The sequence below is a fragment of the Citrobacter sp. UYEF32 genome (assembly GCF_040546205.1).
Classification (GTDB): domain Bacteria; phylum Pseudomonadota; class Gammaproteobacteria; order Enterobacterales; family Enterobacteriaceae; genus Phytobacter; species Phytobacter diazotrophicus.
Genome location: NZ_JBEPNI010000001.1, coordinates 243274 through 269425 on the forward strand (window position 1 = coordinate 243274; position 26152 = coordinate 269425).

Genomic DNA, 26152 nt, shown 5'->3' on the forward strand with positions numbered 1-26152 from the left:
CGCTAAATGCACCACCGTAAAGCAAAACAGGGCCAATGGCCCTGTTTTAATGCACAGATTGCACTATAAAGACGCACAATCAGAAACGATACGTTACCCCTGCCGATAACAATCCGGCCCAGGATTTATCCACCATCGGACTGTCTTTAATTTCATCAGACAGATGGGTATAGCGCCCGGTGCCGTAAACGCTCCAGTTGTCGTTCAGACGATAGCTGGCGGTAAGTTCCAGATAAGGGCTCCAGCCATTGTCCGGATCGTAGCTATTAAGGCCGCTGCGACGTGACTCTTCGCGCGATACACCATAATAGTACTCGTTTTGATTATCGCTGTTCCATTCAACCCCGATACCCGGCGTCAGCGTCAGGCCACCATTGGTATAGCGATACAGCCAGGCCAGATCCCATGTCACACCATTACTGTTGTCCAGCACATCACCAGCCAGAGACGTGCGCAGGAAACCGTATTCGGTGTTATGAATATACGAAAGCCCCGCCACTGCGGTTGACTTCCGTTTATTCAACTGACGCAGTTGATTATTGTCACTGTCACCCGGCTTAAAGCTCCAGGGCGAATATGCGGCAAAGATGGAGAGTTGGTCGGCCTGATCATTCCACAGGTAGTAGCCGCCGCCTAAACCACGGAACCAGAAGTCATCACTTTCATAGGTGATAACCGGGATCGGATAGGTTTTATTGTCGTACTGTTTATACGGAGTCTCTACAACGCCCACGCCCGCCCCCAGGGAGAAGTTGCTTTCGGCATTGGCAGTAAAAGTAGAAGAAGCGATCAGCACGCCCAGTGCCAGGAGTTTGAGTTTCATCACAGTCCATTAATTCCTGTAGTCAATAATCGGCGGAGTGAAGTTTAACCGTCCAGAACAGTCTACCCAAATTTTTTTACTTAACCATTACAAAACTAAACCCTATAGCCTGTGGTCTGTATATGACAGGGGGCTTACTGTTTTATGAAGCCGCTGTGATTTGAGAGTGGAAGGCTTATCACAAAAGAAAGCATTTATGGATGAGTTATTGATATGTCATTGAAATTAGTTTTAGGCGGCATGCAAGTTTTGCAAATGCCATCTACGCTTAAATTAAGAAGACGATTTAACGAACCCGCATATTGTTAATAACATGCAACCTGGCATGAGGGTTGCTGTATGACTCTTAGCGTCGTTCAGTTAACGCTTCCGGGAGCCTCTACTATTCATATGAACGGCTCTTTACCTGTGCTAAAAAACGAAAGGACGGCATGCCATGAATATATTCGATCACTACCGCCAGCGCTATGAAGCTGCCAAGGACGAAGAGTTCACACTGCAGGAATTTCTTACCATCTGTCGGCAAGACCGCAGTGCCTACGCTAACGCGGCAGAAAGGCTACTGATGGCCATTGGTGAGCCAGTGATGGTGGATACTGCCCAGGAGCCACGGCTTTCCCGTCTCTTTTCGAACCGGGTTATCGGACGCTACCCGGCGTTTGAAGAGTTCTATGGCATGGAAGAAGCAATCGAGCAAATTGTGTCTTATCTCAAACATGCCGCCCAGGGGCTGGAAGAGAAGAAACAGATCCTTTATCTGCTCGGTCCGGTCGGGGGCGGTAAATCCTCGCTTGCCGAACGCCTGAAATCCTTAATGCAGCGGGTACCGATTTACGTGCTGAGCGCCAATGGCGAACGCAGCCCGGTCAACGACCATCCGCTATGTCTGTTCAACCCGCAGGAAGACGCGCAGATTCTGGAAAAGGAATATAACGTTCCGCGTCGTTACCTCGGCACCATCATGTCGCCGTGGGCGGCTAAACGCCTGCATGATTTTGGCGGTGACATCAGCAAATTCCGCGTGGTCAAAGTCTGGCCATCCGTACTTGAACAAATTGCCATCGCGAAAACAGAACCGGGCGATGAGAACAACCAGGACATCTCTGCTCTGGTGGGTAAAGTGGACATCCGTAAACTGGAAAACCACGCACAAAACGATCCCGATGCCTATGGCTACTCCGGTGCACTGTGCCGCGCGAACCAGGGTATCATGGAATTCGTTGAGATGTTCAAAGCGCCTATTAAAGTGCTGCACCCATTGTTGACCGCTACCCAGGAAGGCAACTACAACGGGACCGAAGGGATTTCCGCCCTGCCCTTTAACGGCATCATTCTTGCGCACTCAAACGAATCAGAATGGGTCACTTTCCGTAATAACAAAAACAATGAGGCGTTCCTTGACCGTGTCTATATTGTCAAAGTCCCTTATTGCTTGCGGATCTCCGAAGAGATCAAAATTTACGAAAAACTGCTTAACCACAGTGAGTTGACCCATGCGCCATGCGCCCCGGGTACGCTGGAAACGCTGGCCCGCTTCTCGATTTTGTCGCGCCTGAAAGAGCCGGAAAACTCCAGCATCTACTCGAAAATGCGTGTCTACGACGGTGAAAGCCTGAAAGATACGGACCCGAAAGCGAAGTCCTACCAGGAGTATCGCGATTACGCCGGGGTGGATGAAGGGATGAACGGTCTGTCGACGCGTTTTGCCTTTAAGATCCTCTCCCGTGTGTTTAACTTCGATCATGCCGAAGTCGCCGCTAACCCGGTACATCTCTTTTATGTACTGGAACAGCAGATTGAACGTGAGCAGTTCCCGCAAGAGCTGGCAGAGCGTTATCTGGAATTCCTCAAAGGCTACCTGATCCCGAAATATGCTGAATTTATTGGCAAAGAGATCCAGACGGCCTACCTGGAATCCTACTCTGAATACGGACAGAATATTTTCGACCGTTATGTCACGTATGCAGATTTCTGGATTCAGGATCAGGAATACCGCGATCCGGATACCGGTCAGTTGTTTGACCGTGAATCGCTGAATGCGGAACTGGAAAAAATTGAAAAACCGGCCGGGATCAGTAACCCGAAAGATTTTCGTAACGAGATTGTCAACTTCGTGCTGCGTGCCCGTGCTAACAATAGCGGCCGTAACCCGAACTGGACCAGCTACGAAAAACTGCGCACGGTTATCGAGAAAAAAATGTTCTCGAATACCGAAGAGTTGCTGCCTGTTATTTCGTTTAACGCCAAAACCTCAACCGACGAACAGAAAAAACACGATGACTTTGTCGATCGTATGATGGAGAAAGGATACACCCGCAAACAGGTTCGCCTGCTGTGTGAATGGTATCTGCGTGTACGTAAATCATCATAATGCCAAAATGGCCCGGCAGCGCAGCGCTGACCGGGCCTGAACAATCTGTGCGTATCCTCGTTTTTCGCGGCGCAGGCAGGTGGCAAGCGGGCAGCTCGTGACATACTGACAGGGTCAGTACGTTGTGGGGCGAAAGCAGCCAATACCGGCGGCACGAAGTACAATGGATAGAGTTGGCAAATGCAGTACGGGAGGGACTTATGACCTGGTTCATAGACCGGCGTCTTAACGGTAAAAACAAGAGCACGGTTAACCGCCAGCGATTTTTACGCCGTTATAAAGCGCAAATAAAACAGTCGATCTCCGAGGCCATCAATAAACGCTCGGTCACCGACGTGGAGAATGGTGAGTCCGTCTCCATCCCGAACGAGGACATCAGCGAACCGATGTTTCATCAGGGACGCGGCGGTCTTCGCCATCGCGTCCATCCGGGTAACGACCATTTTGTGCAAAACGACCGCATCGAGCGTCCTCAGGGAGGCGGTGGCGGTGGTGGCAGCGGTCAGGGCGAAGCCAGCGCTGACGGCGAAGGCCAGGATGAATTCGTTTTCCAGATTTCAAAAGATGAATATCTCGATCTGCTGTTCGAGGATTTGGCGCTGCCAAACCTGAAAAAGAACCAGCAGCGTCAGCTCAATGAATTTAAGACTCACCGAGCCGGCTATACGGCAAACGGTGTTCCCGCCAATATTAGCGTCGTGCGTTCACTACAAAACTCGCTGGCGCGCCGTACCGCGATGACAGCAGGCAAGCGTCGTCAGCTACGTGAACTCGAAAGTGACCTGGACATTGTCGCCAAAAGCGAACCGGCCCAGTTGCTGGAAGAAGAGCGTCTGCGTAAGGAAATTGCCGAACTGCGCGCGAAAATCGAACGTGTCCCCTTTATCGACACCTTCGATTTACGATACAAAAATTATGAAAAACGCCCGGAGCCTTCAAGCCAGGCGGTAATGTTCTGTCTGATGGACGTATCTGGTTCAATGGATCAGTCGACAAAAGACATGGCGAAGCGCTTTTATATCCTGCTCTATCTGTTCCTGAGCAGAACCTATAAAAACGTAGAAGTCGTCTATATTCGTCACCACACCCAGGCGAAAGAGGTTGATGAGCATGAGTTTTTCTACTCGCAGGAGACCGGCGGTACCATTGTCTCCAGCGCGCTGAAACTGATGGATGAAGTGGTCAAAGAACGTTATGACCCGGCGCAGTGGAACATCTATGCGGCACAGGCATCGGATGGCGATAACTGGGCCGATGACTCACCGCTATGTCATGAAATTCTGGCGAAGAAAATTCTGCCCGTTGTGCGTTACTACAGCTATATCGAGATAACACGCCGCGCGCACCAGACGCTGTGGCGCGAATATGAACATCTGCAGACGATGTTTGATAATTTCGCAATCCAGCATATCCGCGATCAGGAAGACATCTACCCGGTGTTCCGCGAGCTTTTCCACAAGCAGAACGCCAGCTCCAACTAAACATAGAGAAAGCCAGTGCTCTGCGCGCTGGCTTTTTCTCCTCGCCGCAAACGCGCAAATTACGGTACAAAAATGCAGCTATTTGCCCCCTTGCATCGTGGCAAATATGGCATATTACTTCCCAGACAAACTCGATTCTTACTTCGTTCCTTGCGAACGTCGTTTTTTCAACAGTACACATAAAAGCGTTTGTAAAGTGCTAGTACTTTTAAGCCGCCAATTTTGAGGCGGCTTTTTTATTTTCATCTTCGGGTAACTGCATTACTCTTGATTTTTATTACGTTTCTCCAGGAGTGATGATGTCAGAGATTGCCAGCCAAAATATCCATCAACATCTTATTGAAACCCTTGATAATTCTCAGGCGCGCTACCGCATCGTCGAGCATGAAGCATCCGGTAAATGTGAAGCCGTGAGTGAAATTCGAGGTACAGCGCTGGGCCAGGGAGCGAAAGCGCTGGTGTGTAAAATCAAAGGCAATGGCGTGAAAATGCATGTACTGGCGATCCTTGCCGCTGACCTGCAGGCCGATTTAGCACGGCTGGCCTCTTTTTTTGGCGGCAGTAAAGCTTCGCTGGCAAGCCCTGCCGAAGTCGAAACCTTAACGGCTTGCGTATTTGGTGCGATCCCGCCATTCAGTTTCCATCCCGAACTCAAACTGGTTGCCGACCCGCTGCTTTTTACGCGTTATGAAGATATTGCTTTCAACGCCGGACTGCTGGAAAAGTCGATAATTCTCAATACGAAAGATTATTTGCGTATTGCCCGTCCTGAACTGGTGAATTTTCACCGCGAGGGTTAAGAACGTTTCTCTGCTGCGTATTAAAACGCATGCAGAGATGTTCTGATTTATTACAATTTTTATTTTTAATTTTTATCGTTATCCTGTATCACCGTAGGTCCGGCCAATCGGCGGCGAAAATTTCAATTCTTAGCGCCCCCTATGTTCCATCATCCCACATGATCCCCTCTTTTCAGGAAACCGCATCATGTACAGGATAAGGATAGTTTTAAACGCAGTGGGTCTTCTGCTGCTGAGCCTTACGGGCGAGGCTGTTGCAACATGTGCGCTTGAGCCAGTACCCGACTATATGGCGACCGGGCCGGTCTCCGTTGTCGCGCCACTTGATTCACGTATTTTCTCTGTCCCGCCCGATCTCCCTGTCGGCGCGCAAATCTCAAAAATGTATATTAACATGTCAAACAATCCTACTGGCTGGCATATTAAGTGCACTTCCGGCAACACTCTCTATCTCATGTACCTATACGATACTTTGCCAGGTACGTTGGTTCCGGGATTTAGCGATGTTTATAAGACGGATCTGGATGGCATTGGCGTTCGTTATTTAACCAACTATGCCAGCGAGCCCTCTTTCCCGTTTTGGCATATAGAGGGCGTGGGCATGGAACAATACATCCCCGCCTCGATGCAATTCAAAATGGGGCTCCAGTTTATCAAAACCGCCAATGTGACACAGGCGGGCATCATTACCGCCACGAAACTACCCAGTATCCGTATTGCTGCCGGGCAATCAGGTCAACTTGTTTATATTGCCAAACTCAGCGTCAGCGGAAATTTTGAAGTCAACACTCCTACCTGCAATATCGCGCCGCTCAGCGCCAATATGTCGGTGCAAATGGGCGAACATAACAAAAAAGTTTTTAAAGGCGTGGGTACCGGTAGCCCATGGAAAAACGCCAGCATTCAGTTAATTAGTTGCCAACGCTTCTATGGCAATATGCCCACGGGTGATTCAAGCACCAGCATTAATGGCGTTACCACAACCAACCCACTCACCCTTAATTCCGTGTCGCTGACATTAACGCCGCGCAATGGTATGGTCGATGCGACAAAAGGGATCATGAAAATTGATGAGGAAACAGGAAAAGCGACAGGCGTGGGCATTCAGCTTTCTACCACTGAAAGCACGACAGGGATTATCAATCTCAACGAAAAATTGACCACCAGCATTCCAAATAGCGCATCAACGACACTTACCCTACCGCTCTATGCACGCTATGTGCAGACAGAAAGCAGCGTAAACGCCGGTACGGCGAATGGACGCCTGGAATATACGGTGACCTATCAATAAAGCATGTATCCGTGACAAGGCCGCCGGAGAGCAACTGGCTGTAATGGCTAACAATTAAAGTACTCTCTACGGCCAGCCCGCTTTTTCCAGCGCAAGAACAGAAACTACCAGCACCACCATGATGGCGATAAATGACGACGCGATGATAACGCCATCTGTCAGCATAAAATCATTCATTTTCAACCTGCCTCTTTTTAGCCCGGTTTTCTTATTCATAATGTTACCGGGTGACAATTCGATGACAGTTTCGGGTTATTCAAGTGAATATTCTGACGCTGAAACGATTCCTGCCGCCTGCTTACCAACACGTTATAAACGCAGTGCTAAATAATGTTTTTCATTGCATGCTTACTAAATTGTTACCGGTATCACGAAAAGCAGTTTCCATAATTCCGATGACAAATCTCGCAATTGTTATAAATACAATCTTGCAACACCCTTATTCTGTAGCGCACTTCTGAAATAACCTTACAAACCCAGGTGAATACAATGAATTTAACGATCACCCGTAAAGAGAAAATCAGTTATGGACTCGGTGATATGGCAAGCCATGTCGGGCTGGATAATGTCATTATATTTCTGACGTTTTATTACACCGACGTTGTTGGATTACCCGCCGCGTTTGTTGGCACCATGTTTCTGCTGGCCCGTACCGCCGATGCCATTATTGACCCGGCAATGGGTTATCTTGCCGACCGGACAAATTCACGTTGGGGTAAATTCCGCCCGTGGATGCTGTGGCTGGCCTTGCCTTTTGGCATCAGTTGCCTGCTAACCTACGCCGTGCCTGAATCTTTAACCCTGACCGGTAAAATGGTGTTCGCGACAATTACCTATACCTTTATGATGTTGATGTATACGGCGATCAATATCCCTTACTGTTCAATGGGTGCGGTCATTACTCCCAATAACGAAGATCGTATTTCACTGCAATCGTATCGATTCTTTTTAGCCACCCTCGGCGGTGCGATGTCGACATTCTTTATGATGCCGCTGGCGCAATATCTCGGCGGTGACGATAAATTATCCGGCTACCGCTGGGCAATGGCGATAATGGCCAGTGCCGCCGTCGTCATGTTCTGGATCTGCTTTGCCAATACCCGCGAGCGTATTAAAGCGCCTGCAACCCACAATAATTATCTCGGCGAATTACGCGATTTATTACGAAACGACCAGTGGCGCGTGGTCTCTGTGCTGGTTATTACCAACATCGGTTTTGGGGTCATTCGCCTTGGCGCGATGATGTACTTCGTCACTTATTATCTGGGCAGCGCCAGTTATTTTATGTGGATGCTGGGCGCACATATTCTGGGTAAAGCAGCCGGTAGCGCGCTCGCAAAACGCCTGACCCGCAACTTTAGCAAAGTACAAATGTTCGGTTATTGTGCTGTCCTCGCCGGTGTACTGAGCATCGCCCTCTTCTTCGCGCCGAAATCGATATACGTGCTGGTGCCACTGACTTTCGTGGTATCTACCCTCTACCAGGCCACCACCACATTGATGTGGGTCATGATGGCGGATGTCGCCGACTACGGGGAATGGTTGCAGGGTAAACGCATGGACGGCGTGATTTTCTCGACCTTTCTCGCCGTGCTCAAACTCGGCATGGCCATCAGCGGCGCTATTGTCGGCTGGACGTTAGGGCTGAGCGGCTATGTCGCCAATGCGCCAGAACAGACATCGGTTGCAATGTACTGCATTGTTGCCCTCTTCACCGTGGTGCCGGGGCTGCTGTCGCTGGCCGCTTTTGCCACCCTGCGCTGGTACAAACTCGACGATAACACCATGAAATCTATCAATCTTGCCCGTCATAGTCTCTCGTAAAAAGGACCTGTTATTCATGAGCGAACTTATCCAACACCCGGACAGTATTGAATGGCGCTTTGAGCGTCAGATCCTGCGCGTTGAAGCCTGGGGAGAGCACAGCCTGCGCGTGCGTGCCACCTGCGCCCCGGCCTTTAGTGACAATCTGCACGCCGTGTTGCCACCGCAGAGCTGTCAGCCACAGATAACCGCGGGCGCGGAACAGCTAACGCTGCGCAATGGTAACATCACCGCGGTGCTTAATCTGAAAGGCCAACTGGCGTTTTACAACCAGCGTGGCGAATTGTTGCTTGAGGAGATGTGGCGGCAGCGTTCAACCGTCGGTATCGGTGCCAGTGAAAAAAGCCAGGACAAATATATCAGCGCCCTGAAACTCGATGGTCGTGAATTTAAACCGCTGCCCGGCGGCAAGTATCAGTTGACCGTTCGTTTTGAATCGCGCCCGGATGAACGTGTTTACGGCATGGGGCAATATCAGCAGCCATGGCTGGATCTGAAAGGCTGTGCGCTGGAGCTGGCGCAGCGCAATTCACAGGCCAGCGTCCCTTTTATGCAGTCAAGCCTCGGCTATGGTCTGTTATGGAACAACCCGGCAATTGGTGAAGCCAACTTCGCCAAAAACCAGACCACCTGGCTTGCTCGCGTCACTCAGGAGATGGATTACTGGATCACCGCCGCTGATAGTGTCCAGCAGCTTACCCGCCAGTACGCCAAAGCCACCGGAACGCCGCCGCCTGCCCCGGCATTCACCAGCGGCCTATGGCAATGCAAACTGCGCTATCGTACCCAGCAGGAGGTACTGGAGGTCGCCCGCGAGTACCGCCGTCGTCATCTGCCGCTCTCGGTGATGGTCATTGATTTCTTCCACTGGCCGAATCAGGGCACCTGGTGTTTTGATCCCATCGACTGGCCAGATCCGAAGGCGATGGTCGACGAGCTGAAATCGATGGGCATTGAGCTGATGGTTTCCGTCTGGCCAACGGTGGAAGCGCGCAGCCCACTCTTTCCGCTGATGAAAGCCAAAGGTTTACTGGTCACCAGCGATCGCGGCGTGCAGGTTAATCTCGATTTTATGGGCAACACCACCTTCTTTGACGCCACCCACCCGCAGGCGCGTGAATTTGTCTGGGAGACAGTGAAGAAAAACTATTACGATCTGGGCATTAAGTTGTTCTGGCTGGATGAAGCCGAACCGGAGTATCGCGCCTACGATTTTGACAACTACCGCTACCACGCCGGGCCTGTACTGGAGGTGGGGAATCAATATCCGCGGGATTTCGCCCAGGGTTTTTATGAGGGTCTGCAAGCCTGCGGTGAGCGCGATATCGTTAACCTGGTACGCTGCTCCTGGGCGGGTAGCCAGCGTTTTGGTGTGCTGGCCTGGTCCGGTGATGTGCATTCATCGTTCCATGCATTTCGTAACCAGCTCGCCGCCGGGTTAAATATGGGGCTGGCGGGCATCCCCTGGTGGACGACCGATATTGGCGGTTTCCAGGGTGGAAATGTTAACGACCCGGCGTTCCACGAACTGTTGATCCGCTGGTTCCAGTGGGCGGTTTTTTGCCCGGTACTGCGTATGCACGGCTACCGTGAACCGCAAATCCAGCCGCCGGAAAGCTACCGTAACGGCATCCCGCAATGCAACAGTGGTTCGCCTAATGAGCTGTGGAGCTACGGCGAAGAGAACTACGCCATCATGCAGCACTGGCTGTCCGTGCGTGAAAAACTGCGCCCTTATGTGGATGCGCTGTTCGCTAATGCCCACCAGTATGGCGATCCGCTGATGCGCCCACTGTTCTGGCACTACCCGGATGAGCCACAAAGCTGGCAGGTGGAAGACCAGTATCTGTTTGGCGAGGATATTCTGGTGGCGCCTGTTCTGCACGCGGGGCAACGCCAACGTGAAGTCTGGCTGCCAGGTCATCATGGCTGGGTGGATCTGAATGGCGAGCGCTATCAGGGCCAGCAGCGAATTACCGTGAATGCCGGGCTGGAGACGATCCCGGTCTTTATGCGTGAAGGGAGCAACGCGGCCGCTCTTTTGTCCGCTGTTTAAGGCAAACGCCTGAAAACGTGTGTTTCGTTATAAAAAGCCTGCTTAACAATGCGCATCCGCGTAAGGTAATGTAAGCAGGCTTATTTTTTCATTGGCAAGGAACGAAACACTCTCCATGTTTGATACCACTCTCTTTATCCTTATTGGCCTTGTGGCACTGAGCTTCTTTAGCCACAACACCACCGTCGCCGTTGCCGTTATGGTGTTGATCATAATTCGTATCACGCCGCTCAATGCTTACTTTCCGTGGGTCGAAAAGCAGGGTTTGACGCTCGGTATTGTCATTCTGACCATTGGCGTTATGGCGCCCATCGCCAGCGGATCATTGCCACCATCAACGCTGATTAGCTCTTTTCTGAACTGGAAATCGCTGATAGCCATCGCTGTGGGGGTTTTTGTCTCCTGGCTGGGGGGCCGTGGGGTGACACTGATGAGCGCGCAGCCCTCGCTGGTCGCCGGGCTTCTGGTGGGCACCGTACTGGGTGTGGCCCTGTTCCGGGGCGTGCCGGTAGGGCCACTGATTGCGGCAGGTCTGGTTTCGCTGTTAATTGGTCGGCAGTAAATGCCGCCTCTGCCAGCGTTTAACCCCAAGCTCCAGTAAAGTACACAGCAGGTAATAGACCAGACCGGTGAAGATAAACAGGGCCGCCGGGTAAACCTGTACCCGGTTATTCACCTGCCCGGCCACCGTGGTCAGCTCCGGCACATTGACGATAAACGCCAGAGAGGTGTCTTTCAGCAGAGCAATAAGCAACCCCACGTAAGACGGAATGGCATTACGTAACGCCTGTGGCAGCAGCACCAGGCGCAGAATGTCCAGGCTGCCAAACCCACCGCTTATCGCCGCCTCATATTGCCCCTTCGGTAATGCGTTAAGCGCCGCCAGCGTCGAGTACATGACCGATGCCGAGGTAAACCACGCCAGCGCCAGGGTAACGGTAACCGCCCCCGGCAAGTCAGCGCCAGTGAGCCACGGCAGCAAAAACCACAGCCAGAAGATGACAAAAATCAGCGGGATCCCACGAATCAACTCTGCCCACAGAAAGAGCAGCTTGCGCGGCCAGCCCGCAAAACGCCACGCGCAGCAGGCGAGCAACACGCCGCCGGGGAATGCCAGCACCGCCGCCCCCAGGGTCATCAGTACCGATAACAGCACGCCGCCCGGTTCGCCCTGTGCGGCGCGTCCCAGCAGCAGATAACCGAGGTTATCGGTAATCACGGTAAGATTATCGATCACGGTGTGCCTCCTTGCGGACCATTGCCCGCCATCCGCGCGGCAGGTTAAACAGCAGGCTCATTAGCAGCCCCAGCGCCAGATACAGCACACTTCCCACCGTAAAGGCTTCCAACGCGTGGGCATTAAAGCTTTCAATTTGCCGGGTCTGGTAGGTGAGCTCCGCAAAACCGATGCCGGTCGCCAGCGATGAGAGTTTCATCAGGTTCAGATACTGCCCCACTACCGGCTGCCAGGCGTTCTCCAGCCCCTGCGGCAGAAGCACCCAGCGAAACAGCGCCAGATCGCTAAAGCCCTGCGATTTTGCCGCTTCAATTTGCCCACGCGGCACGGCATGCAGCCCGGCCTGAATCTCTTCAACCAGAAATGCCGCCGTGAATAGCCCAAGCGCCCACGCCGAAGAGAGAAATTCCGGGGTAAACCACCAGACATCTCCCGGCAAAATACTAAAGGCGTGGTCATCGTTGACGTACTGACGAAATGCCAGCGGCAACACGTTCCAGGCAGCGAAATACCAGAACAGCAGTTGCACCAGTAGCGGCGTATTGCGAAACAGCGAAACCCATCCCGCCACTACCGCTCGCCCCACCTTACCGCCTGCCAGACGCAGGGCCAGCAGAAATACCGTCATGGCGGTCGCAAGGATAATCCCCACCACCGTGACCCAGATGGTGGTCAGAAAGCCAGACGTGAGCCATTGTGCGGGTTGGCCGGTAAAAACGCCCGCCCAGTCGAGATGAATCCCCATTACAGCTCCTTGCCGTCAGCATGGAGCGGATTGAGCACTTTTTGCAGGAAGCGCCGGGCGCGCGGATGCTGCGGCGCGGTGAAAAACGCCTCCGGTGCGGCCTGTTCGAGGATTTCCCCGCCGTCGATAAATATCACCCGGTCAGCAATTTCGCGGGCAAATTGCATCTCGTGGGTCACCACGATCAAGGTGATCCCGCTGTGGGCCAGTGATTTCATCACCTGCAAAACTTCGCCAATCATCTCCGGGTCGAGCGCCGATGTCGGTTCATCAAACAGGATGATATGCGGCCCTGCCGCCAGGGTGCGGGCGATGGCCACCCGCTGTTGCTGGCCGCCGGAAAGCTGCGCCGGGTAGTGGCTGGCTTTGTCGCTCAACCCAACACGTTCCAGCAGATCCAAAGCGATTTTTTTCGCGTCTGCTGCCGACTTGCCATGAATGCGGGTTAACGCCAGGGTGATATTTTCCAGCGCGTTCAGATGCGCATAGAGGTTAAATTGCTGGAACACGAAACCGACCTGACGGCGCAGGTTGCGCAATTCGCGCCCCTTAAGCTGACTGGTGGGTTTGCCGTCCACCAGAATCTCGCCGCTGGTCAGGGTTTCCAGTTGATTGATAAGACGGATCAGCGTCGATTTGCCAGAACCGGAAGGCCCGCATACGGCAATGACTTCCCCTGCCGCAACCTGCAAATCAATCGCGTTCAACACGCGGTGGTCGCCATAGCTTTTGCTGGCCTGGCGAAACTCCACCGTTCCTTTTTGCACGGGAAAAGCCTCCGGGGCTTGCGCCACGGAGGTAGAAAAGAGACCTGCCAACATATTACTTCGCTTCTATTTTAAAACTGCGTGGAGCCGGGGCTTTGGTTTGCGGACCAAACCAGACGTCGTAGATTTTTGCGGCTTCACCGCTCTGCTCCAGTTTCACCAGTTCATCATTCACCGCTTTGAGCAGCGCGGTTTCGCCTTTGGTGACACCCACGCCAATCTCCTCTTTAGAAAGCAAGTCTGGCAGGATTTTGAATTTGGCTTTATCCGGCGCTTCCGCCAGCAGGCCCGCCAGGATGGTGCTGTCCTGCGTAATCGCCTGTACGTTGCCGTTACGCAGCGCGGTCAACGCCAGTGGGATATCGTCATAGGCCAGCACGCGGGACTGAGGGAAACGCTGATGCAGCGCCTGCTCGCCAGTGGTGCCTTTTACCGCACCGATACGCGCTTTGCTGTAACTATCCAGTTTGTCGGACGCGCTGGCAGGGACCAGGAACTGCTGGCCGGTCACGAAATACGGCGTGGAGAAATCAATAACCTGTGCACGTTCCGGGGTAATGGTGATATCAGCAACAATCAGATCCACTTTACCGGACTGCAACAGCGGAATACGGTTCGCCGGGTTGGTGGCTACCAGTTCCAGCTTCACGCCGAGGCTTTTCGCCAGCGCTTTGGCGAAATCCACGTCGTAGCCGACAATTTCGTGGCTCTGCGGGTCGATGGCGCCAAACGGCGGGTTCGCGTCAAAAGTCGCCACCTTGACCACACCTGCGGCTTTAATATCGGCCAGTTTGTCTGCGTGAGCGGCAAATGAGAAAGTTGAAAGCAATGCCAGTGCGGTAAGCGCACCGATTTTTTTAGAAGATGTGGTTGCCATGCTAATCCTTACGCCCTGTTATTAGTAAAATTTCAGGGCTAAAGTCACATAACCGTAATCATCAGACAAATATCAAAAAGTGCATTTATTATCTAAAAAAGTTATTAAAAATAGCTTCGCCATATGAATCACTTACCATAAGCCAGCCAACCGTGAAAACAGCCATAAACCACACAGCATAAAGGGAATTGGCAGCAGAAAATAATTATGTACTGCCAAGCGATGCAAGATAACGTCCGGGAGTTTGCCCTAACCCTTTTTTAAACATCGTAATAAATGCGGTGGTGGAATCATAACCCAGCGCCTGGGCGACATTTTGTACCGACTCGCCGCTTATCAACAAGCGCAGGGAAAGAATCAACAACATCTGGTGCCGCCAGCGGCGAAAACTCAATCCCGTCTCCTTCACCACCAGCCGTGCCAGGTTGCGCTCGCTCATGGCAAACTCCTGCGCCCATTGCGCCAGCGTCTGCCAGCGGGCCGGTGACCGCTCCATGGTTTCGACCATCTGGCGAATTTTACTGTGCGGGGAAACGGGAAGTTGCAGTTGCATTTGCGGCTGACGGGGCAGTTCATCAAACAAAACCTGCACCAGACGCTGGGTGGCTGGTTGCTGGCGTTCGCGATGGCTGCGCGCAGAAAGCGTCAGGATCAGTTCGCGCACCAGTGGGGAGATTTTCAACGTGCAGCACTGCGCTGGCATATCGACCCGCTCAGGTTCAATAAACAAAAAGCACAGCTTCGCCCCCGGCGTCGCGAGATTACTATGGGCAACAAGCCCCGGTATCCACACAGCGTGATGAGGCGGCACCATCCAGCGGGCGTTTTCCACCTCACTGGTGATCGCCCCACTCAGGGCCAGAATTAACTGCCCTTTACGGTGACGATGCTGCGGGATCCGCTGCTCATCGGCCTCGACGGTAATACTAAACGCCAGGGCCGCCTCTTGCTGACTGTCAGGATTAAAGCCATCCAGGCCAAGACCGTGCTGCATAATGTTGTCCGAATTTAGCGATAAATTGTCATTTTAGCTTGATTATATCAGCGCGAAAAACGGGTATGGTAGTGTTCTGCTATTTATCCTGAGAATACAATGACCACGACGATTTCCTCACGGGGCAAACAAGGGGCACTGCTTATGGCGGGGATCCTGATGATTGCCACCACGCTGCGTGTCACCTTTACCGGGGCCGCACCACTGCTTGATTCCATTCGTAATGATTATGGCTTAACCACCGCGCAAACCGGGATGCTCACCACCCTGCCGCTGCTGGCCTTTGCGCTTGTTTCTCCCCTGGCGGCAGGCATTGCCCGGCGCCTGGGTATGGAGCGAAGCCTTTTTGCCGCCATGCTGCTGATAAGCGCAGGCATCGCCATCCGTTCTCTGCCCGCACCGGCGCTGCTTTTTATTGGCACCGCCATTATCGGTTGCGGCATCGCGCTGGGGAATGTGCTGCTACCGGGGATCATTAAACGGGATTATGCAGGCCAGATCGCTAAACTGACCGGCGCGTATTCGCTGACCATGGGAGCTGCGGCGGCGCTTGGTTCTGCACTGGTTGTCCCGATTGCGCTGACGGGCGCAGGCTGGCACGGCGCGTTGCTGATGCTTATGACCTTCCCGCTCGTTGCGATGCTGCTGTGGCTACCACAGTTGCGTTTCGCAAAGCCCGCCAGCTTATCAGGCAGCCCGCTGGCGCAAAGTCGGGGGATCTGGCGTTCAGCGCTTGCCTGGCAGGTAACGCTCTTTTTAGGGATTAACTCGCTGATTTATTACGTGGTGATTGGCTGGTTACCGGCAATTCTTATCAGCCATGGCTTTAGCGAGTCCGGTGCGGGTTCTCTGCACGGCCTGCTCCAGCTCGCCACGGCGGCGCCGGGTATTCTGGTTCCGCTCATTCTGCACCGCTTGCGTGATCAGCGTGCGCTGGCCGTACTCTTTGCCCTGCTGTGCGCAGCGAGTGCCGCCGGTTTTTGGCTCTGGCCGGGTCAGGCTGTTGTCTGGACGCTAGTGTTTGGCTTTGGCTCGGGTGGCACAATGATCCTTGGGCTGACCTTTATTGGCCTGCGTGCCCGCTCCGCGCATCAGGCCGCTGCGCTGTCAGGGATGGCACAGTCGGTAGGTTATCTGCTGGCGGCTTGCGGCCCCCCGCTGATGGGGAAAATCCACGATGCCAGCGGTTCCTGGCAAATCCCGCTTATCGCCTGCGCGATCTTGTCCGTAGTGATGGCGCTGTTTGGGGCCTGTGCCGGCCGCGATCGCGAAATGGCGACATAATAAAACAGGCCTGTGCGGCCTGTTTTCATTGACTCAATCTTTCGCAGCTTTCAGCATCGCCTGCACCAGCGGAACCGGGCGTCCGGCAAGGGCATTACGCTCATGCTGGAAAAGGGTGGCGACAAAAAATGGATGGTTGCTCAGCTCAACCGCACGAATTTCGCCATCTTCATCCCAGGCAGTGACCCGCATATCGCTTTTCTCCAGCTCGGCAGCAAAATCAGGCGAGATACCGTAGTTACAGTGGTAGCCTTCACTGATTTTCTCCCGCCCATAAGCACGGGCAATCAGCGTATTCGGGCGCAATTCAACTTCCGCCTCCTGCTCGACCAGCGAACAGCTCAGCGGAACAATCACCATCCGGCCAGCGCTGTCGGTTTCCTGATGGGCGGCATCACCCACACCCATTACGTTGCGGGCATATTCAATAATGGCATGCTGGAAACCGCCGCAGGTGCCAAGAAACGGTATCGCGTTTTCCCGCGCATACTGAATGGCAATAAAGGCCCCTTCGGGATTTTTATACGGACTTGCCGGAACGACCCAGATTGCATCATAGCCAACGAGGTCATCGCGACTTTTAATCTCGGAGGTCGCCAGCCAGTCGTAATCTGCGGTAATCTCAAGGACGGCGGCGGCATCGTCGATCGCCAGCGGAATGGCCTGGTGTGCGACAACGTCGTGATTGTAATCACCAACGAGGGCAATTCGCAGGGTATCTTTAACGGGAATATGGGTCATGAAGGGGTCCCTATGTCAGAGCAATTAACGAATAACATAAGGAACCTCACATTAGCGATCTTTCGTCTACATCACAACACATTAAAAATGGCAGGGCATATTTTGCCGTATTCCGATAAAAACGCTGCTTAAGGCAACAGATGCGTCGAAGCTGGAGAAAAAATGCGCAGTAAAATTCTGGTCAGCGCCTGCTTGATGGGGTTCAACGTTCGCTATAACGGCACTAAAAAAGGGTCACTACAGCAAACGCTGGCCTACTTACAGCAGGAACAGCGTCTGGTTATCCATTGCCCGGAGCTGGCGGCAGGGCTCCCGGTTCCACGTTCACCCGCAGAAATACGCGATGGCAACGGCAAGGATGTGATGGGCGGCGCAGCACAGATTGTTGAAGATAGTGGCCAGGATGTCACCGCGCACTATCAGCTCGCCGCCTGGCTGGCCCTCAAAACCGCACAGTCAGAAGGCTGTTGCGCAGCACTACTGACCGACGGCAGCCCCACTTGTGGTAGCCAGCAGATTTACGACGGCACTTTTAGCGGCGTTCAACGTCCAGGAATGGGTGTCGCTGCCGCGCTGCTGGAGGCAAACGGCATTCGCGTGTTTTCCCACCAGCAGATCGCGGAACTCGTCGCCTTTATCGAAGAGAGGGAACAGACAGATGATTCAATGTAAACGTGTCTATGACCCGGCATCCGGACAGGATGGCTATCGGGTTCTGGTCGATCGCCTGTGGCCGCGCGGCGTTAAAAAAACCGATCTGAACTACGACGAATGGTGTAAGGATTTGGCCCCATCGGGCGACTTACGTAAAGCCTTTCACGCCGATGTACTGGATTTCGCCGCGTTTCGGGAAGCATACCTGGCGGAACTTGCGGATAAGCGAGAGGCCGGACAAACGCTTAATTCGAAGCGTCAAAGCGGTGTTCTCACCCTGCTCTATGCCGCCAAAGACACCAGGCAAAATCATGCGCTGGTGCTGGCAGAATGGCTGGAATCGCTATAAATCAGGAAATCACCTGCTCGCGATGATGTTCAGGCAGGCTGTCCGGGTCGAGAGGCATCAGGTGTTCGGCACGAACAAAGGCGAAACCTTGTTGCCCATCGAAAGACCGCACATCACCCGTCACCAGCCATAACGCACGATTCGCGCTTTGCGGCATGCGCGTCATCACACCATTGACCGGGTTCAGAAACATCTCGCCTGGCTGGCAAAGGCCAAATAACTCTACAGATTTACCAATATTACAGCGCCCGGCAGGCGTTTGCGCGCCAATGACCATCGCCAGGCTACCCGGTCGTAACTGAAACATAATTCTCTCGCGTACACATGCATCATGGAAAATAAGATTATTCTTAACCAAGTTTACCCTGATGCAGGTAGTGTGTCACGAGCGAGATTGAGGGTGATCGCGTCGCCACAGTTCCCATTCATCTATCACTTCACCGCCTGGCAATTTGCATTCTGTACGCACCCCCTGGGGGCTTTGCACAGGCACACGTTGCCCGCCCATCTGCAGACAATGCACCGCCGCCGGATTGGCTTTTCCTGCTACGGGTTGACGAGTCGTACCCGGTGGCGTGGAGCATGCCGTTAATGCACAAATGAAAAGGAAGAAAATATTACGCATCGAATTATCCATATTGAAATAATAAGCCAGAAATTTAGCTTAATGCGTTACGCCTGACATCTCCATGATTTCTCCATCCTTACGCCACTTTTTGCAGATATATTTGCCTCGTTCTCACCCATGACCAGAGAACATCATTCCGTAATCAATGAGTTTTTGCCCCGTCTCATCAACGGGGCTTTTTTTTACGCAATCTCCTGAACCGCCCGTTTGACGCTGCCGATATATAAAACTTATTTAAGCCATGCTTTAATATGGCGAGTTTATATTTTCAGCATCAAGTGCATACAGCGCGCAGTGCACAGGAGTTAATGAGCGTAATGTCCGATTTCATTTTGGCCCGAGTTTCCGAAACACTCCATAAAGATCAATCCCTTGAAAGCCTGGTACGACAGCTCCTTGAAATGCTGGAGATGGTCACTGAAATGGAATCGACGTACCTTACCAAGATTGACGACGACGGTGGTTTTCAACATATCCAGTATGCGCGAAACAGCAAACAACTTGATCTTCCAGAGGGTTTTTCTCTGCCGTGGGGTGACAGCCTGTGCAAGCGCGCGCTGGATGAGGGCTGTTTTTTTAGCGATGACGTGGCAACGCAGTGGGCAGATTGCGAAGCGGCGCAAAAAATTGGGATCACCACTTACTTAAGCATGCCTGTGCATCTGGCGGATGGTTCGCTTTATGGCACGCTATGCGCCGCCAGTAAGGACACGCGTAAGTTGAGCGTTCGCGGTGAACACGTTTTACGTCTTTTTGCCGGGCTGATAGCGCGTTCCATTGAAAAAGACCACCTGGTGGAACAACTGCGAGAAGCTAACGCGGCACTCATCGCCCACTCTTATACCGATCCGCTGACCGGCCTGCCTAATCGACGGGCGATCTTCGATAATCTGACAATGCTATTTTCTCTTGCCAGGAATCTTGATATTCAGATTATTATTGCGTTTATTGATCTCGATAACTTTAAAAGAATAAATGATGAGCTTGGCCATGAATCAGGCGATCAATTCCTTATTCAGATTGGGCGTCGTCTTCTGGATGGTTGCGATAAAGATGATGTGGTCGGGCGGCTTGGCGGCGATGAATTTTTGATTGCCTGTCCAGGCGGGCCGCGCGATCAAACACAGACCGAAAGATTATCCTCCCTTAAGCAAAATTTGCATAAATGTCTCACTGGAGAATATCGACTGGGTTCCGTCAATATATTTTATCCCGGAGCCAGTATCGGTGTGGTCGAAATTAATCCCGATAGTATTGATGCTGACAGTGCATTGCGCATCGCCGATCGCGCTATGTATCAGGATAAAAACGGAAAAAACAAACAGCCGTTTTTACGCCTCAATTAATTCACTTCAGGGCGTTTTTTTGCTTGAGAATTATCTTATTTTCTTCTATTTAATTATTATCTGCATCGCTGGCAAAGGCTGCCAGCTCAGGAGCTAGTTCGTGAGAAAGTCAACAATCATTATGCTCATTGTGGCTGTTGTTGCCGTCGCCGGTACTCAACTCGGCTGGTGGTAGACGGTGGGCTAAACTTAACAGTCATTGTAGATGTCATCCTGGCCAGTGATGTTGTCGACAGAGCATAACCTAACAGCCTCATTTATCTGAGCAGGAGCTCGCAATGTTCACGGGACTTAAAAGAAGCGAAAGCAAACGGCTGGCGGCGCTGGAATTATTGCGTAAAGAGGATAAAACCCGCGACGCAGCCCTGACAGAGTATGCCTGCCTTGCTTGCGAGGTGATGAATGTCGAAGGCTGCTTTATTACCGTATTTGATGATGATTACCAATATATCAAATATGTTAAAAATGTACCGCTGGAGCATTTCAAAGTCCCGATAGAAAAAACAATGTGCCAGTACTCGCGCGACAGCGGGCAGACCGTTGTCTGCCCTGATGCCAGGCTGGATTCCCGTTTTTCTCATCAACCACTGGTGCAAAACGGCGATATTCTGTTTTATGCTTCTGCGCCGATGATGACGCAAGAGGGGATGGTTCTTGGCACGCTTTGTGTCAGTAGTTCCAGTATCTTCACCCCGACGCAGCAACAAATAGAAAGTTTTAACCGCATCGCAGAGCTTTCCGCAGTCTATCTTGAAGCGCGCTATTCTATTGGTCGCGTCGACACGCTCACGGGGCTTCCCAACCGCCAGTTTTTGCTGCGTGAAATGGAGCAAAAAACGCTGGAAAAAGACCCCAAAACCTATGGTCTGGTGATATTTGACTGTATTGATATGCCTCGTGCCTACGAGCTAATCCGCTATCTGGGATTGCGCGCCGTGGATAATATGCTGCGCAGCTTTATCCCGCTGTTGCGTCTGCGTCTGCGGTTAAAAGAGAATGTTCTTTTATACTCTTTCGCCCCCGCCCGTTTTGCGGTATTGGTTGAGATTGAACAAGCCTTAACGCTCGTTAAACGCGCAGAAACGCTGCCAGGGACGCGGGCGCAAATGGCGCAAAACATTGATATTACGCTCACTATCCATACCGGCTACGTCAAGTTCTCGCCACGGGAAGATGATGCCCATGAAATTGTGCGTCAGGCGATCAGCGCCCTGCACGAATCAATCCGCCAGAATATTCCGGTCCTGCAATTTAATCCCATCCTTGATCACAAAAGAAATAAAGACTTCAAACTCTTGTATGACTTAAGTGAGGCGATTAAATCAACCAGTCAGCTTTATCTGGTTTTTCAACCGAAGGTATCGTTGCGCTCTGGCAAAACAGAAGGGGTGGAAGCGCTGCTGCGCTGGCGACATCCACAGCTTGGCAATATTTCTCCGGCAATCATTGTTTCGCTGGCAGAAAAAACCAGTCTGATGTCGGAAATTACCCAGTGGGTCATCAAAACGGTCATCGCGCAACTGAAATCCTGGCGTAGCCAGGGTATTACCCTACCGGTTTCGATTAACGTGACAGTGAGTGATTTTTCTCGTCCCGGCTTTGCGGATGAGCTGGAAAATAATGTTCTCAATGCGGGCTTGTATCCGGCTGATATTCGCATTGAGTGTCTGGAGACAGAAAAAGTTCTGGAGAGTGAAGCTGCGCTTGAAGAACTCGATCGCCTGAAACTGCTAGGTTTCCAGATTCTGCTGGACGACTTTGGCGCCGGTTACAGTAATATCAGTTACCTGCGTCGCATTCCTATTGATGTGATTAAATTGGATCGCTCACTGATCAGCCAGATAACGACTGATTCCGGCAGTCGTATCATCGCCCGTAATGTCATCATGATGCTTAAAGAACTCCACTATGTGGTGCTGGCCGAAGGGGTTGAAGATCATGAGACGGCGCAAATGCTTACCGAGTTTGGCTGTGATGAGGCGCAAGGTTATTATTTTTCAAGACCCATCCCGCCAGAAGATATTAAAGCCTGGCTTGCGGACTGTAAGCCCTATCGTGTGTTAGGACGTATTAACAACGATCAGCATCAGTATGGTTCGTAATTTATGCTTAAGCGTCCTCTCCTGCTGAGGGCGCATGTTAAGCCTTAACCAATAAAGCCCGACATTAATAACCCGATCATCAATTTTCTCAATCCACAACGAGAAAAAAATGCGTTGGTAAATTTCGCTTAGGAAAGATATAAAGTACGCATGTGAAGGAAATACGATTTAACATTCTCTACCGCATTCTCGGACAGTTTTGATGTCGAAACTGTCCTTTTTCTTTAGTCGAAATTAATCCCCCGGCCATTTAATTATATTTTAAACAATCATTAGCAGACTTCGTATTGTCAAATACTCTTCTCCTCGTCGATTAATTATTTCCTTGAAGTACTTGCGCAACGCCAGATGTTCGCTTTATGGATTCTTTAAAACGCGGTCGGATTTATTGACAGGAGGCCAGTAATCACAACATTTGCGCTGTGACCAGGCCCATCGACGGGGGTCTTATTTACATCACTCCTTGTCAATATCCAGAATGGCTGACGCGACAGCCCTGCATGGCAAAATGCGTCGCGATCCCGTCAGCCAAATGTTTTTCTGACAAGTCGGCACCTGGAGCACGCGATAACGCGTAACTCAGTGGGCTTTTTGAATCATCTGGATTGTTGCATCTTCGGATAATCCATGCCCCTGGATATGAACATCCAGCGAGACATCCTGGGTTTCGTTATGGAAGGTTTGGTCGCCTTCACCATGCAGGAAACCAACAATGACATCACCTCTTTCAATATCGCTTCCTGTTAGCAGTTTTACGACGGTGTGATTGCCGAATTCATCGCGAATGATGACATAACCAATCCGGTGTTCATGATGAAGGACGACTCCGCGCTGATTCATCTGAATGCTCCTTTGGACTATTTGATAGAGAAAGAATAGCCGAAAGTGGCAGACTTTTACGTGAGGCAGCGCATTTTCGTGATACACGAGATGCGCCTGAGGTTAAAAGGTGTAAAGCGTCGTTTCGGGTGGGTTTTAGCGCCCATTAACCATATCACATATCAGCTTGCGCTCCTGTCTTGTCCCAGACCTCAACGACCTGTCTTATTACTTTTTGGCGTTGATGATTTGTTGAAAATGTATACATCGCATTGAGATAAGATGGTAGAGATATTAGCCTGCCAACAAAGGTGGACGCGTTGAATAAAAATCATATTCGCTGGATAAGTATAGGATTTATGTCACTCTGTCTGGTCAATGGGATGATGGATCTCTTTTCGCACCACAGAAGGTTTATTGCGATTGTTATGGTTGTCGGTAGTATCATCGCAATTGCATCAACATTGAGGCTTATTTTTAATCAAAAATAAGGTGTCCGGGCAGGTGCAGCCTCGCAAAGAGCAACTGCCAATGGTCCATCATATTGCTCGTATTTGTAGTTTATCCAATGATGGCGTCATTGGATCCCTGCTTATCAGATATCCGGGTGCGCCGAAAGATAACAGTGCGGCCTTAAATGATATTTATCGTCTGACCCTCTATCCAGACCGGCGGCATCGTGAAGCGCGACAACGCCTGCCGACATCGTTGCAGCGGTAAAAGCCTGTGCTTCCACGTTAACTTACACAGGCCCCTTTCTGCTGTTGCACTGACATATTTTTAAAGAACGGATGCCATCCCAGCCAGGCCAACAAAAAGCAGGCTGTCAGAATAGTCTTTTAATTCCTTAAGATATTCATCATCATTTTGTTTCATCATCGCGATAGCATCCTTAGCGCTGTCAGCGTCGACCTCAAAATGATGTTTTTTGTAACCCTTCCGTTTGAGAAGCGCCTTTGCTTCCTCATTTACGCTACTTTTGGGAAAGACTCGTGCACCCGATTCGTTGTAGTAAAAAACATATACACTCACAGTAAACCTCCATGGATAGTACGGTGATTTCCGTTACTAAATTAGCATCTCCGCTTAGGCCAAGATACGTATATCCATAAATAAAATAATGGCTTTCCTGCTGCCTGCTCAGTGTTTATACGTCAGTCAGTAACGCGCCTTGCCAATGCGTCAACCTCAATCATTAGCGTCAGGATCGCTTCATGATGCCCGACTGTTTACTGTACATGATCAAATGGGTCCACCGGACGTTGGCACACTTACAGTCTGCGCCACAGCTCACCAGTCTATGTTAGCCTCTGGCTGCAGAAGTGGACTTCTGCTCGCGCAACGGCTAACAGGCTTCTGTTTCGTATTTTCGCATCATTCAGGTAACCCAGGTGGTGGTGGATAGTTATTATTTTTCGGTTTTACTGTATGATGCCTGGGATAAATCAGCAGGGACTACAGATGGAAAAGAAGAGCATTAACAACAGATTTTTTTGGAGTGGATTTATTTTAGTCCTCCTGTTTTCGATTGGAGCGTTCGTCCTAAAATATAATGATTTCAAAAATGGGCGTGGTGAAGAAAATGTCGAAGCAACATATCACACCTTACTGGTTATCAATTCTTTATCATCTCTGCCGATTAGCGAGTCGGCGCTTTTACCCACAGTTAACTTTAACGGCGAAAATAATAAAAATATCCCATGGGCTGCTGCAATTAAAACGAATGACGGCAACTATGTTTACACCAGTTTTCCTTCGCTAGGATTTGTCGCCCCTTACATAGCCCTCAGGGCCCTTAATGCAGAGTTAAGCCTGAAAAATCTCTATTTTTTTAACTCAGGATTATCGGCGCTAACAGCGCTTATTTTTTTCACTGTATTGTATTTGTCGACATGCGGTGTCCATAGCGAAATAAGAAGGTCCATTGCAGCGCTGGCAGGTTGTTCTGTGTTGATATATTCCTGCGAGTCTCTGGTTTCATCAGGCCTCGTTTACTGGCCGCACTCCCTAAGTCAGCTTATCATATCGGTAATATTGCTTCTGTTCATCATCAGAACGGATAAAAATAAAAACATTGTGGATGCGTTGTTGTTCTTTTCCTTGCTTGCCTTCTCAATGACAGAATGGACAGGGTACGTTTTTTGTGCTCTGCTTACACTTTACTCTCTAATAACAAGACAGACTGACTGGAAGCGTATTTCCTTACTATGCATTATGTCATCTCTGATAGCGGTTGTGATATTTGCAATCCAGATAGAGATGGTTATTACGCTGAAGGATTTTCTGCGAGCCTCAATGGATAGATTTGCAACAAGAAGCGCATCGAAAGCTAGCTTCATAGCATTACTGAACGGCTATTGGGTCTCGTTCGGGTTGTATCTGCTATTAATCATTCCTGGTGTCGTTTTCCTGAAAGATAAAAAATATCGCTTCCTGTTAGTATTATGCGCCCTGCCAATGTTTGAAAATATCATCCTGGCGCAACATGCTACAGCGTATACGTTTGACCGCTGGAAACTGGCATTTTTTATCGGTGCCAGCATTTCGTTTGTATGCGTACAGAGCGGATTTAAACAGGTTGTTTCGGTAGCACTCGTTATTCTGTCGATTGTTACGGGCGTAATGATGTATCACGCAAAAGTGAATTCGTTCTCGGACTGGGCGGCAATAGATAAAAAGAACAGGGAGTTGGTTGCTGGAGCAGCAAAGGTCACAAATTTTGGATGTGCAGAACTCTTCTCCGATGCAAGGGTAAGAGGGTATACACCGCTGTTGTTTATGCGTGGTGTTTACGAAGGGCTGCCAACCTCTGCGACAGAGGTGATGAATGCAAATCCGGAACCCTGCTCTGTAGTTATCATACATAGCTCAATGCCCGAAAAAGATCTGCCTGGTTTTACATCGATTGAGGTCTGGAATCGTGGGGCGGCTAACCCTGTCATTATCAAATAAAAAACGGGAAC

27 protein-coding genes are annotated in these 26152 nt (G+C 51.0%); 15 read left to right on the top strand and 12 right to left on the bottom strand.

The window, feature by feature from the left end:
- Nucleotides 1-79 precede the first annotated feature (79 nt).
- Nucleotides 80-826, bottom strand: a complete 747-nt coding sequence (locus ABIB59_RS01210) for a MipA/OmpV family protein (protein WP_041851664.1) — start codon at nt 824-826, stop codon at nt 80-82.
- Between the two features lie 433 nt (nt 827-1259).
- On the opposite strand from ABIB59_RS01210, the gene yeaG reads away from it, so the two are divergent.
- The 4 genes from yeaG (at nt 1260) to ABIB59_RS01230 (ending at nt 6766) form a co-directional block, all read left to right on the top strand.
- Entirely contained in the window at nt 1260-3194 is a 1935-nt protein-coding gene (gene yeaG / locus ABIB59_RS01215; protein ID WP_041851665.1) for a protein kinase YeaG, read from the top strand.
- Nucleotides 3195-3394: 200 nt separating this feature from the next.
- Nucleotides 3395-4675, top strand: coding sequence for a YeaH/YhbH family protein (locus tag ABIB59_RS01220; protein ID WP_041851666.1), 1281 nt, complete (start codon nt 3395-3397; stop codon nt 4673-4675).
- A gap of 299 nt (nt 4676-4974) precedes the next feature.
- Nucleotides 4975-5475 carry a YbaK/prolyl-tRNA synthetase associated domain-containing protein gene (locus ABIB59_RS01225; protein WP_041851667.1) on the top strand — a complete coding sequence of 167 codons (501 nt, stop codon included), beginning with the start codon at nt 4975-4977 and terminating at the stop codon, nt 5473-5475.
- A gap of 187 nt (nt 5476-5662) precedes the next feature.
- Complete coding sequence (locus ABIB59_RS01230) at nt 5663-6766, top strand: fimbrial protein (protein WP_082027109.1); 1104 nt, start codon at nt 5663-5665, stop codon at nt 6764-6766.
- A gap of 66 nt (nt 6767-6832) precedes the next feature.
- Here ABIB59_RS01230 and yoaI read toward each other — a convergent pair whose 3' ends face one another.
- Nucleotides 6833-6943 (bottom strand): small membrane protein YoaI, encoded by a 111-nt coding sequence (gene yoaI, locus ABIB59_RS01235; protein WP_272879239.1) that lies wholly within the window; start codon nt 6941-6943, stop codon nt 6833-6835.
- Between the two features lie 312 nt (nt 6944-7255).
- On the opposite strand from yoaI, the gene ABIB59_RS01240 reads away from it, so the two are divergent.
- The 3 genes from ABIB59_RS01240 (at nt 7256) to ABIB59_RS01250 (ending at nt 11208) form a co-directional block, all read left to right on the top strand.
- Nucleotides 7256-8590, top strand: a complete 1335-nt coding sequence (locus tag ABIB59_RS01240; protein WP_071195411.1) for a glycoside-pentoside-hexuronide (GPH):cation symporter — start codon at nt 7256-7258, stop codon at nt 8588-8590.
- 16 nt (nt 8591-8606) lie between these two features.
- Nucleotides 8607-10646, top strand: a complete 2040-nt coding sequence (locus ABIB59_RS01245; protein ID WP_354033722.1) for a glycoside hydrolase family 31 protein — start codon at nt 8607-8609, stop codon at nt 10644-10646.
- 115 nt (nt 10647-10761) lie between these two features.
- Nucleotides 10762-11208, top strand: coding sequence for a DUF441 domain-containing protein (locus ABIB59_RS01250; protein ID WP_041851670.1), 447 nt, complete (start codon nt 10762-10764; stop codon nt 11206-11208).
- Here the strand turns inward: ABIB59_RS01250 and ABIB59_RS01255 are convergent.
- The 5 genes from ABIB59_RS01255 to ABIB59_RS01275 all read right to left on the bottom strand — a co-directional run bounded on the left by ABIB59_RS01255 (nt 11191) and on the right by ABIB59_RS01275 (nt 15266).
- Nucleotides 11191-11883 carry an amino acid ABC transporter permease gene (locus ABIB59_RS01255; RefSeq protein ID WP_041851671.1) on the bottom strand — a complete coding sequence of 231 codons (693 nt, stop codon included), beginning with the start codon at nt 11881-11883 and terminating at the stop codon, nt 11191-11193. The genes ABIB59_RS01250 and ABIB59_RS01255 overlap by 18 nt on opposite strands.
- Nucleotides 11873-12628, bottom strand: coding sequence for an amino acid ABC transporter permease (locus ABIB59_RS01260; RefSeq protein ID WP_041851672.1), 756 nt, complete (start codon nt 12626-12628; stop codon nt 11873-11875). The genes ABIB59_RS01255 and ABIB59_RS01260 overlap by 11 nt, the downstream gene beginning before the upstream one ends.
- Nucleotides 12628-13449, bottom strand: a complete 822-nt coding sequence (locus ABIB59_RS01265; protein ID WP_041851673.1) for an amino acid ABC transporter ATP-binding protein — start codon at nt 13447-13449, stop codon at nt 12628-12630. The genes ABIB59_RS01260 and ABIB59_RS01265 overlap by 1 nt, the downstream gene beginning before the upstream one ends.
- A 1-nt stretch (nt 13450) precedes the next feature.
- Nucleotides 13451-14272 (bottom strand): ABC transporter substrate-binding protein, encoded by an 822-nt coding sequence (locus tag ABIB59_RS01270; protein WP_041851674.1) that lies wholly within the window; start codon nt 14270-14272, stop codon nt 13451-13453.
- A 205-nt stretch (nt 14273-14477) separates the two neighbouring features.
- Nucleotides 14478-15266 (bottom strand): AraC family transcriptional regulator, encoded by a 789-nt coding sequence (locus ABIB59_RS01275; RefSeq protein WP_110296034.1) that lies wholly within the window; start codon nt 15264-15266, stop codon nt 14478-14480.
- A 99-nt stretch (nt 15267-15365) separates the two neighbouring features.
- On the opposite strand from ABIB59_RS01275, the gene ABIB59_RS01280 reads away from it, so the two are divergent.
- Nucleotides 15366-16550, top strand: a complete 1185-nt coding sequence (locus tag ABIB59_RS01280; protein ID WP_071195415.1) for a CynX/NimT family MFS transporter — start codon at nt 15366-15368, stop codon at nt 16548-16550.
- Between the two features lie 33 nt (nt 16551-16583).
- Here ABIB59_RS01280 and ABIB59_RS01285 read toward each other — a convergent pair whose 3' ends face one another.
- Nucleotides 16584-17291 (bottom strand): CTP synthase C-terminal region-related (seleno)protein, encoded by a 708-nt coding sequence (locus ABIB59_RS01285; RefSeq protein ID WP_041851676.1) that lies wholly within the window; start codon nt 17289-17291, stop codon nt 16584-16586.
- A gap of 162 nt (nt 17292-17453) precedes the next feature.
- Here ABIB59_RS01285 and ABIB59_RS01290 point away from each other — a divergent pair, with 162 nt between their 5' ends.
- Nucleotides 17454-17963 carry a 2-thiouracil desulfurase family protein gene (locus ABIB59_RS01290; protein ID WP_041851677.1) on the top strand — a complete coding sequence of 170 codons (510 nt, stop codon included), beginning with the start codon at nt 17454-17456 and terminating at the stop codon, nt 17961-17963.
- The gene (locus tag ABIB59_RS01295; RefSeq protein WP_125124369.1) at nt 17950-18294 is read left to right on the top strand and encodes a DUF488 domain-containing protein; all 345 of its coding nucleotides are present in this window, start codon (nt 17950-17952) and stop codon (nt 18292-18294) included. The genes ABIB59_RS01290 and ABIB59_RS01295 overlap by 14 nt, the downstream gene beginning before the upstream one ends.
- A 1-nt stretch (nt 18295) precedes the next feature.
- On the opposite strand, the gene ABIB59_RS01300 is transcribed toward ABIB59_RS01295, so the two are convergent.
- Together ABIB59_RS01300 and ABIB59_RS01305 are read right to left on the bottom strand one after the other, a co-directional pair.
- The gene (locus ABIB59_RS01300) at nt 18296-18601 is read right to left on the bottom strand and encodes a hypothetical protein (protein ID WP_041851679.1); all 306 of its coding nucleotides are present in this window, start codon (nt 18599-18601) and stop codon (nt 18296-18298) included.
- A gap of 75 nt (nt 18602-18676) precedes the next feature.
- Complete coding sequence (locus ABIB59_RS01305; protein WP_072039779.1) at nt 18677-18919, bottom strand: putative hemolysin; 243 nt, start codon at nt 18917-18919, stop codon at nt 18677-18679.
- 320 nt (nt 18920-19239) lie between these two features.
- Between ABIB59_RS01305 and ABIB59_RS01310 the strand changes: the two genes are divergently transcribed.
- From ABIB59_RS01310 to ABIB59_RS01320, 3 genes are all read left to right on the top strand, one after another.
- Nucleotides 19240-20268 (top strand): sensor domain-containing diguanylate cyclase, encoded by a 1029-nt coding sequence (locus ABIB59_RS01310; protein ID WP_041851680.1) that lies wholly within the window; start codon nt 19240-19242, stop codon nt 20266-20268.
- Between the two features lie 100 nt (nt 20269-20368).
- Entirely contained in the window at nt 20369-20443 is a 75-nt protein-coding gene (gene yoaJ, locus ABIB59_RS01315; RefSeq protein WP_107222887.1) for a protein YoaJ, read from the top strand.
- A gap of 103 nt (nt 20444-20546) precedes the next feature.
- Nucleotides 20547-22370, top strand: a complete 1824-nt coding sequence (locus ABIB59_RS01320; RefSeq protein WP_354033727.1) for a sensor domain-containing phosphodiesterase — start codon at nt 20547-20549, stop codon at nt 22368-22370.
- Nucleotides 22371-22949: 579 nt separating this feature from the next.
- On the opposite strand, the gene ABIB59_RS01325 is transcribed toward ABIB59_RS01320, so the two are convergent.
- Nucleotides 22950-23210, bottom strand: coding sequence for a hypothetical protein (locus ABIB59_RS01325; protein WP_041851682.1), 261 nt, complete (start codon nt 23208-23210; stop codon nt 22950-22952).
- A 483-nt stretch (nt 23211-23693) separates the two neighbouring features.
- Between ABIB59_RS01325 and ABIB59_RS01330 the strand changes: the two genes are divergently transcribed.
- Nucleotides 23694-23909 carry a hypothetical protein gene (locus tag ABIB59_RS01330; protein WP_354033729.1) on the top strand — a complete coding sequence of 72 codons (216 nt, stop codon included), beginning with the start codon at nt 23694-23696 and terminating at the stop codon, nt 23907-23909.
- 60 nt (nt 23910-23969) lie between these two features.
- Here ABIB59_RS01330 and ABIB59_RS01335 read toward each other — a convergent pair whose 3' ends face one another.
- Nucleotides 23970-24221, bottom strand: coding sequence for a hypothetical protein (locus ABIB59_RS01335; protein WP_041851683.1), 252 nt, complete (start codon nt 24219-24221; stop codon nt 23970-23972).
- 429 nt (nt 24222-24650) lie between these two features.
- On the opposite strand from ABIB59_RS01335, the gene ABIB59_RS01340 reads away from it, so the two are divergent.
- Nucleotides 24651-26141 (top strand): hypothetical protein, encoded by a 1491-nt coding sequence (locus ABIB59_RS01340; protein ID WP_334748892.1) that lies wholly within the window; start codon nt 24651-24653, stop codon nt 26139-26141.
- Nucleotides 26142-26152 lie beyond the last annotated feature (11 nt).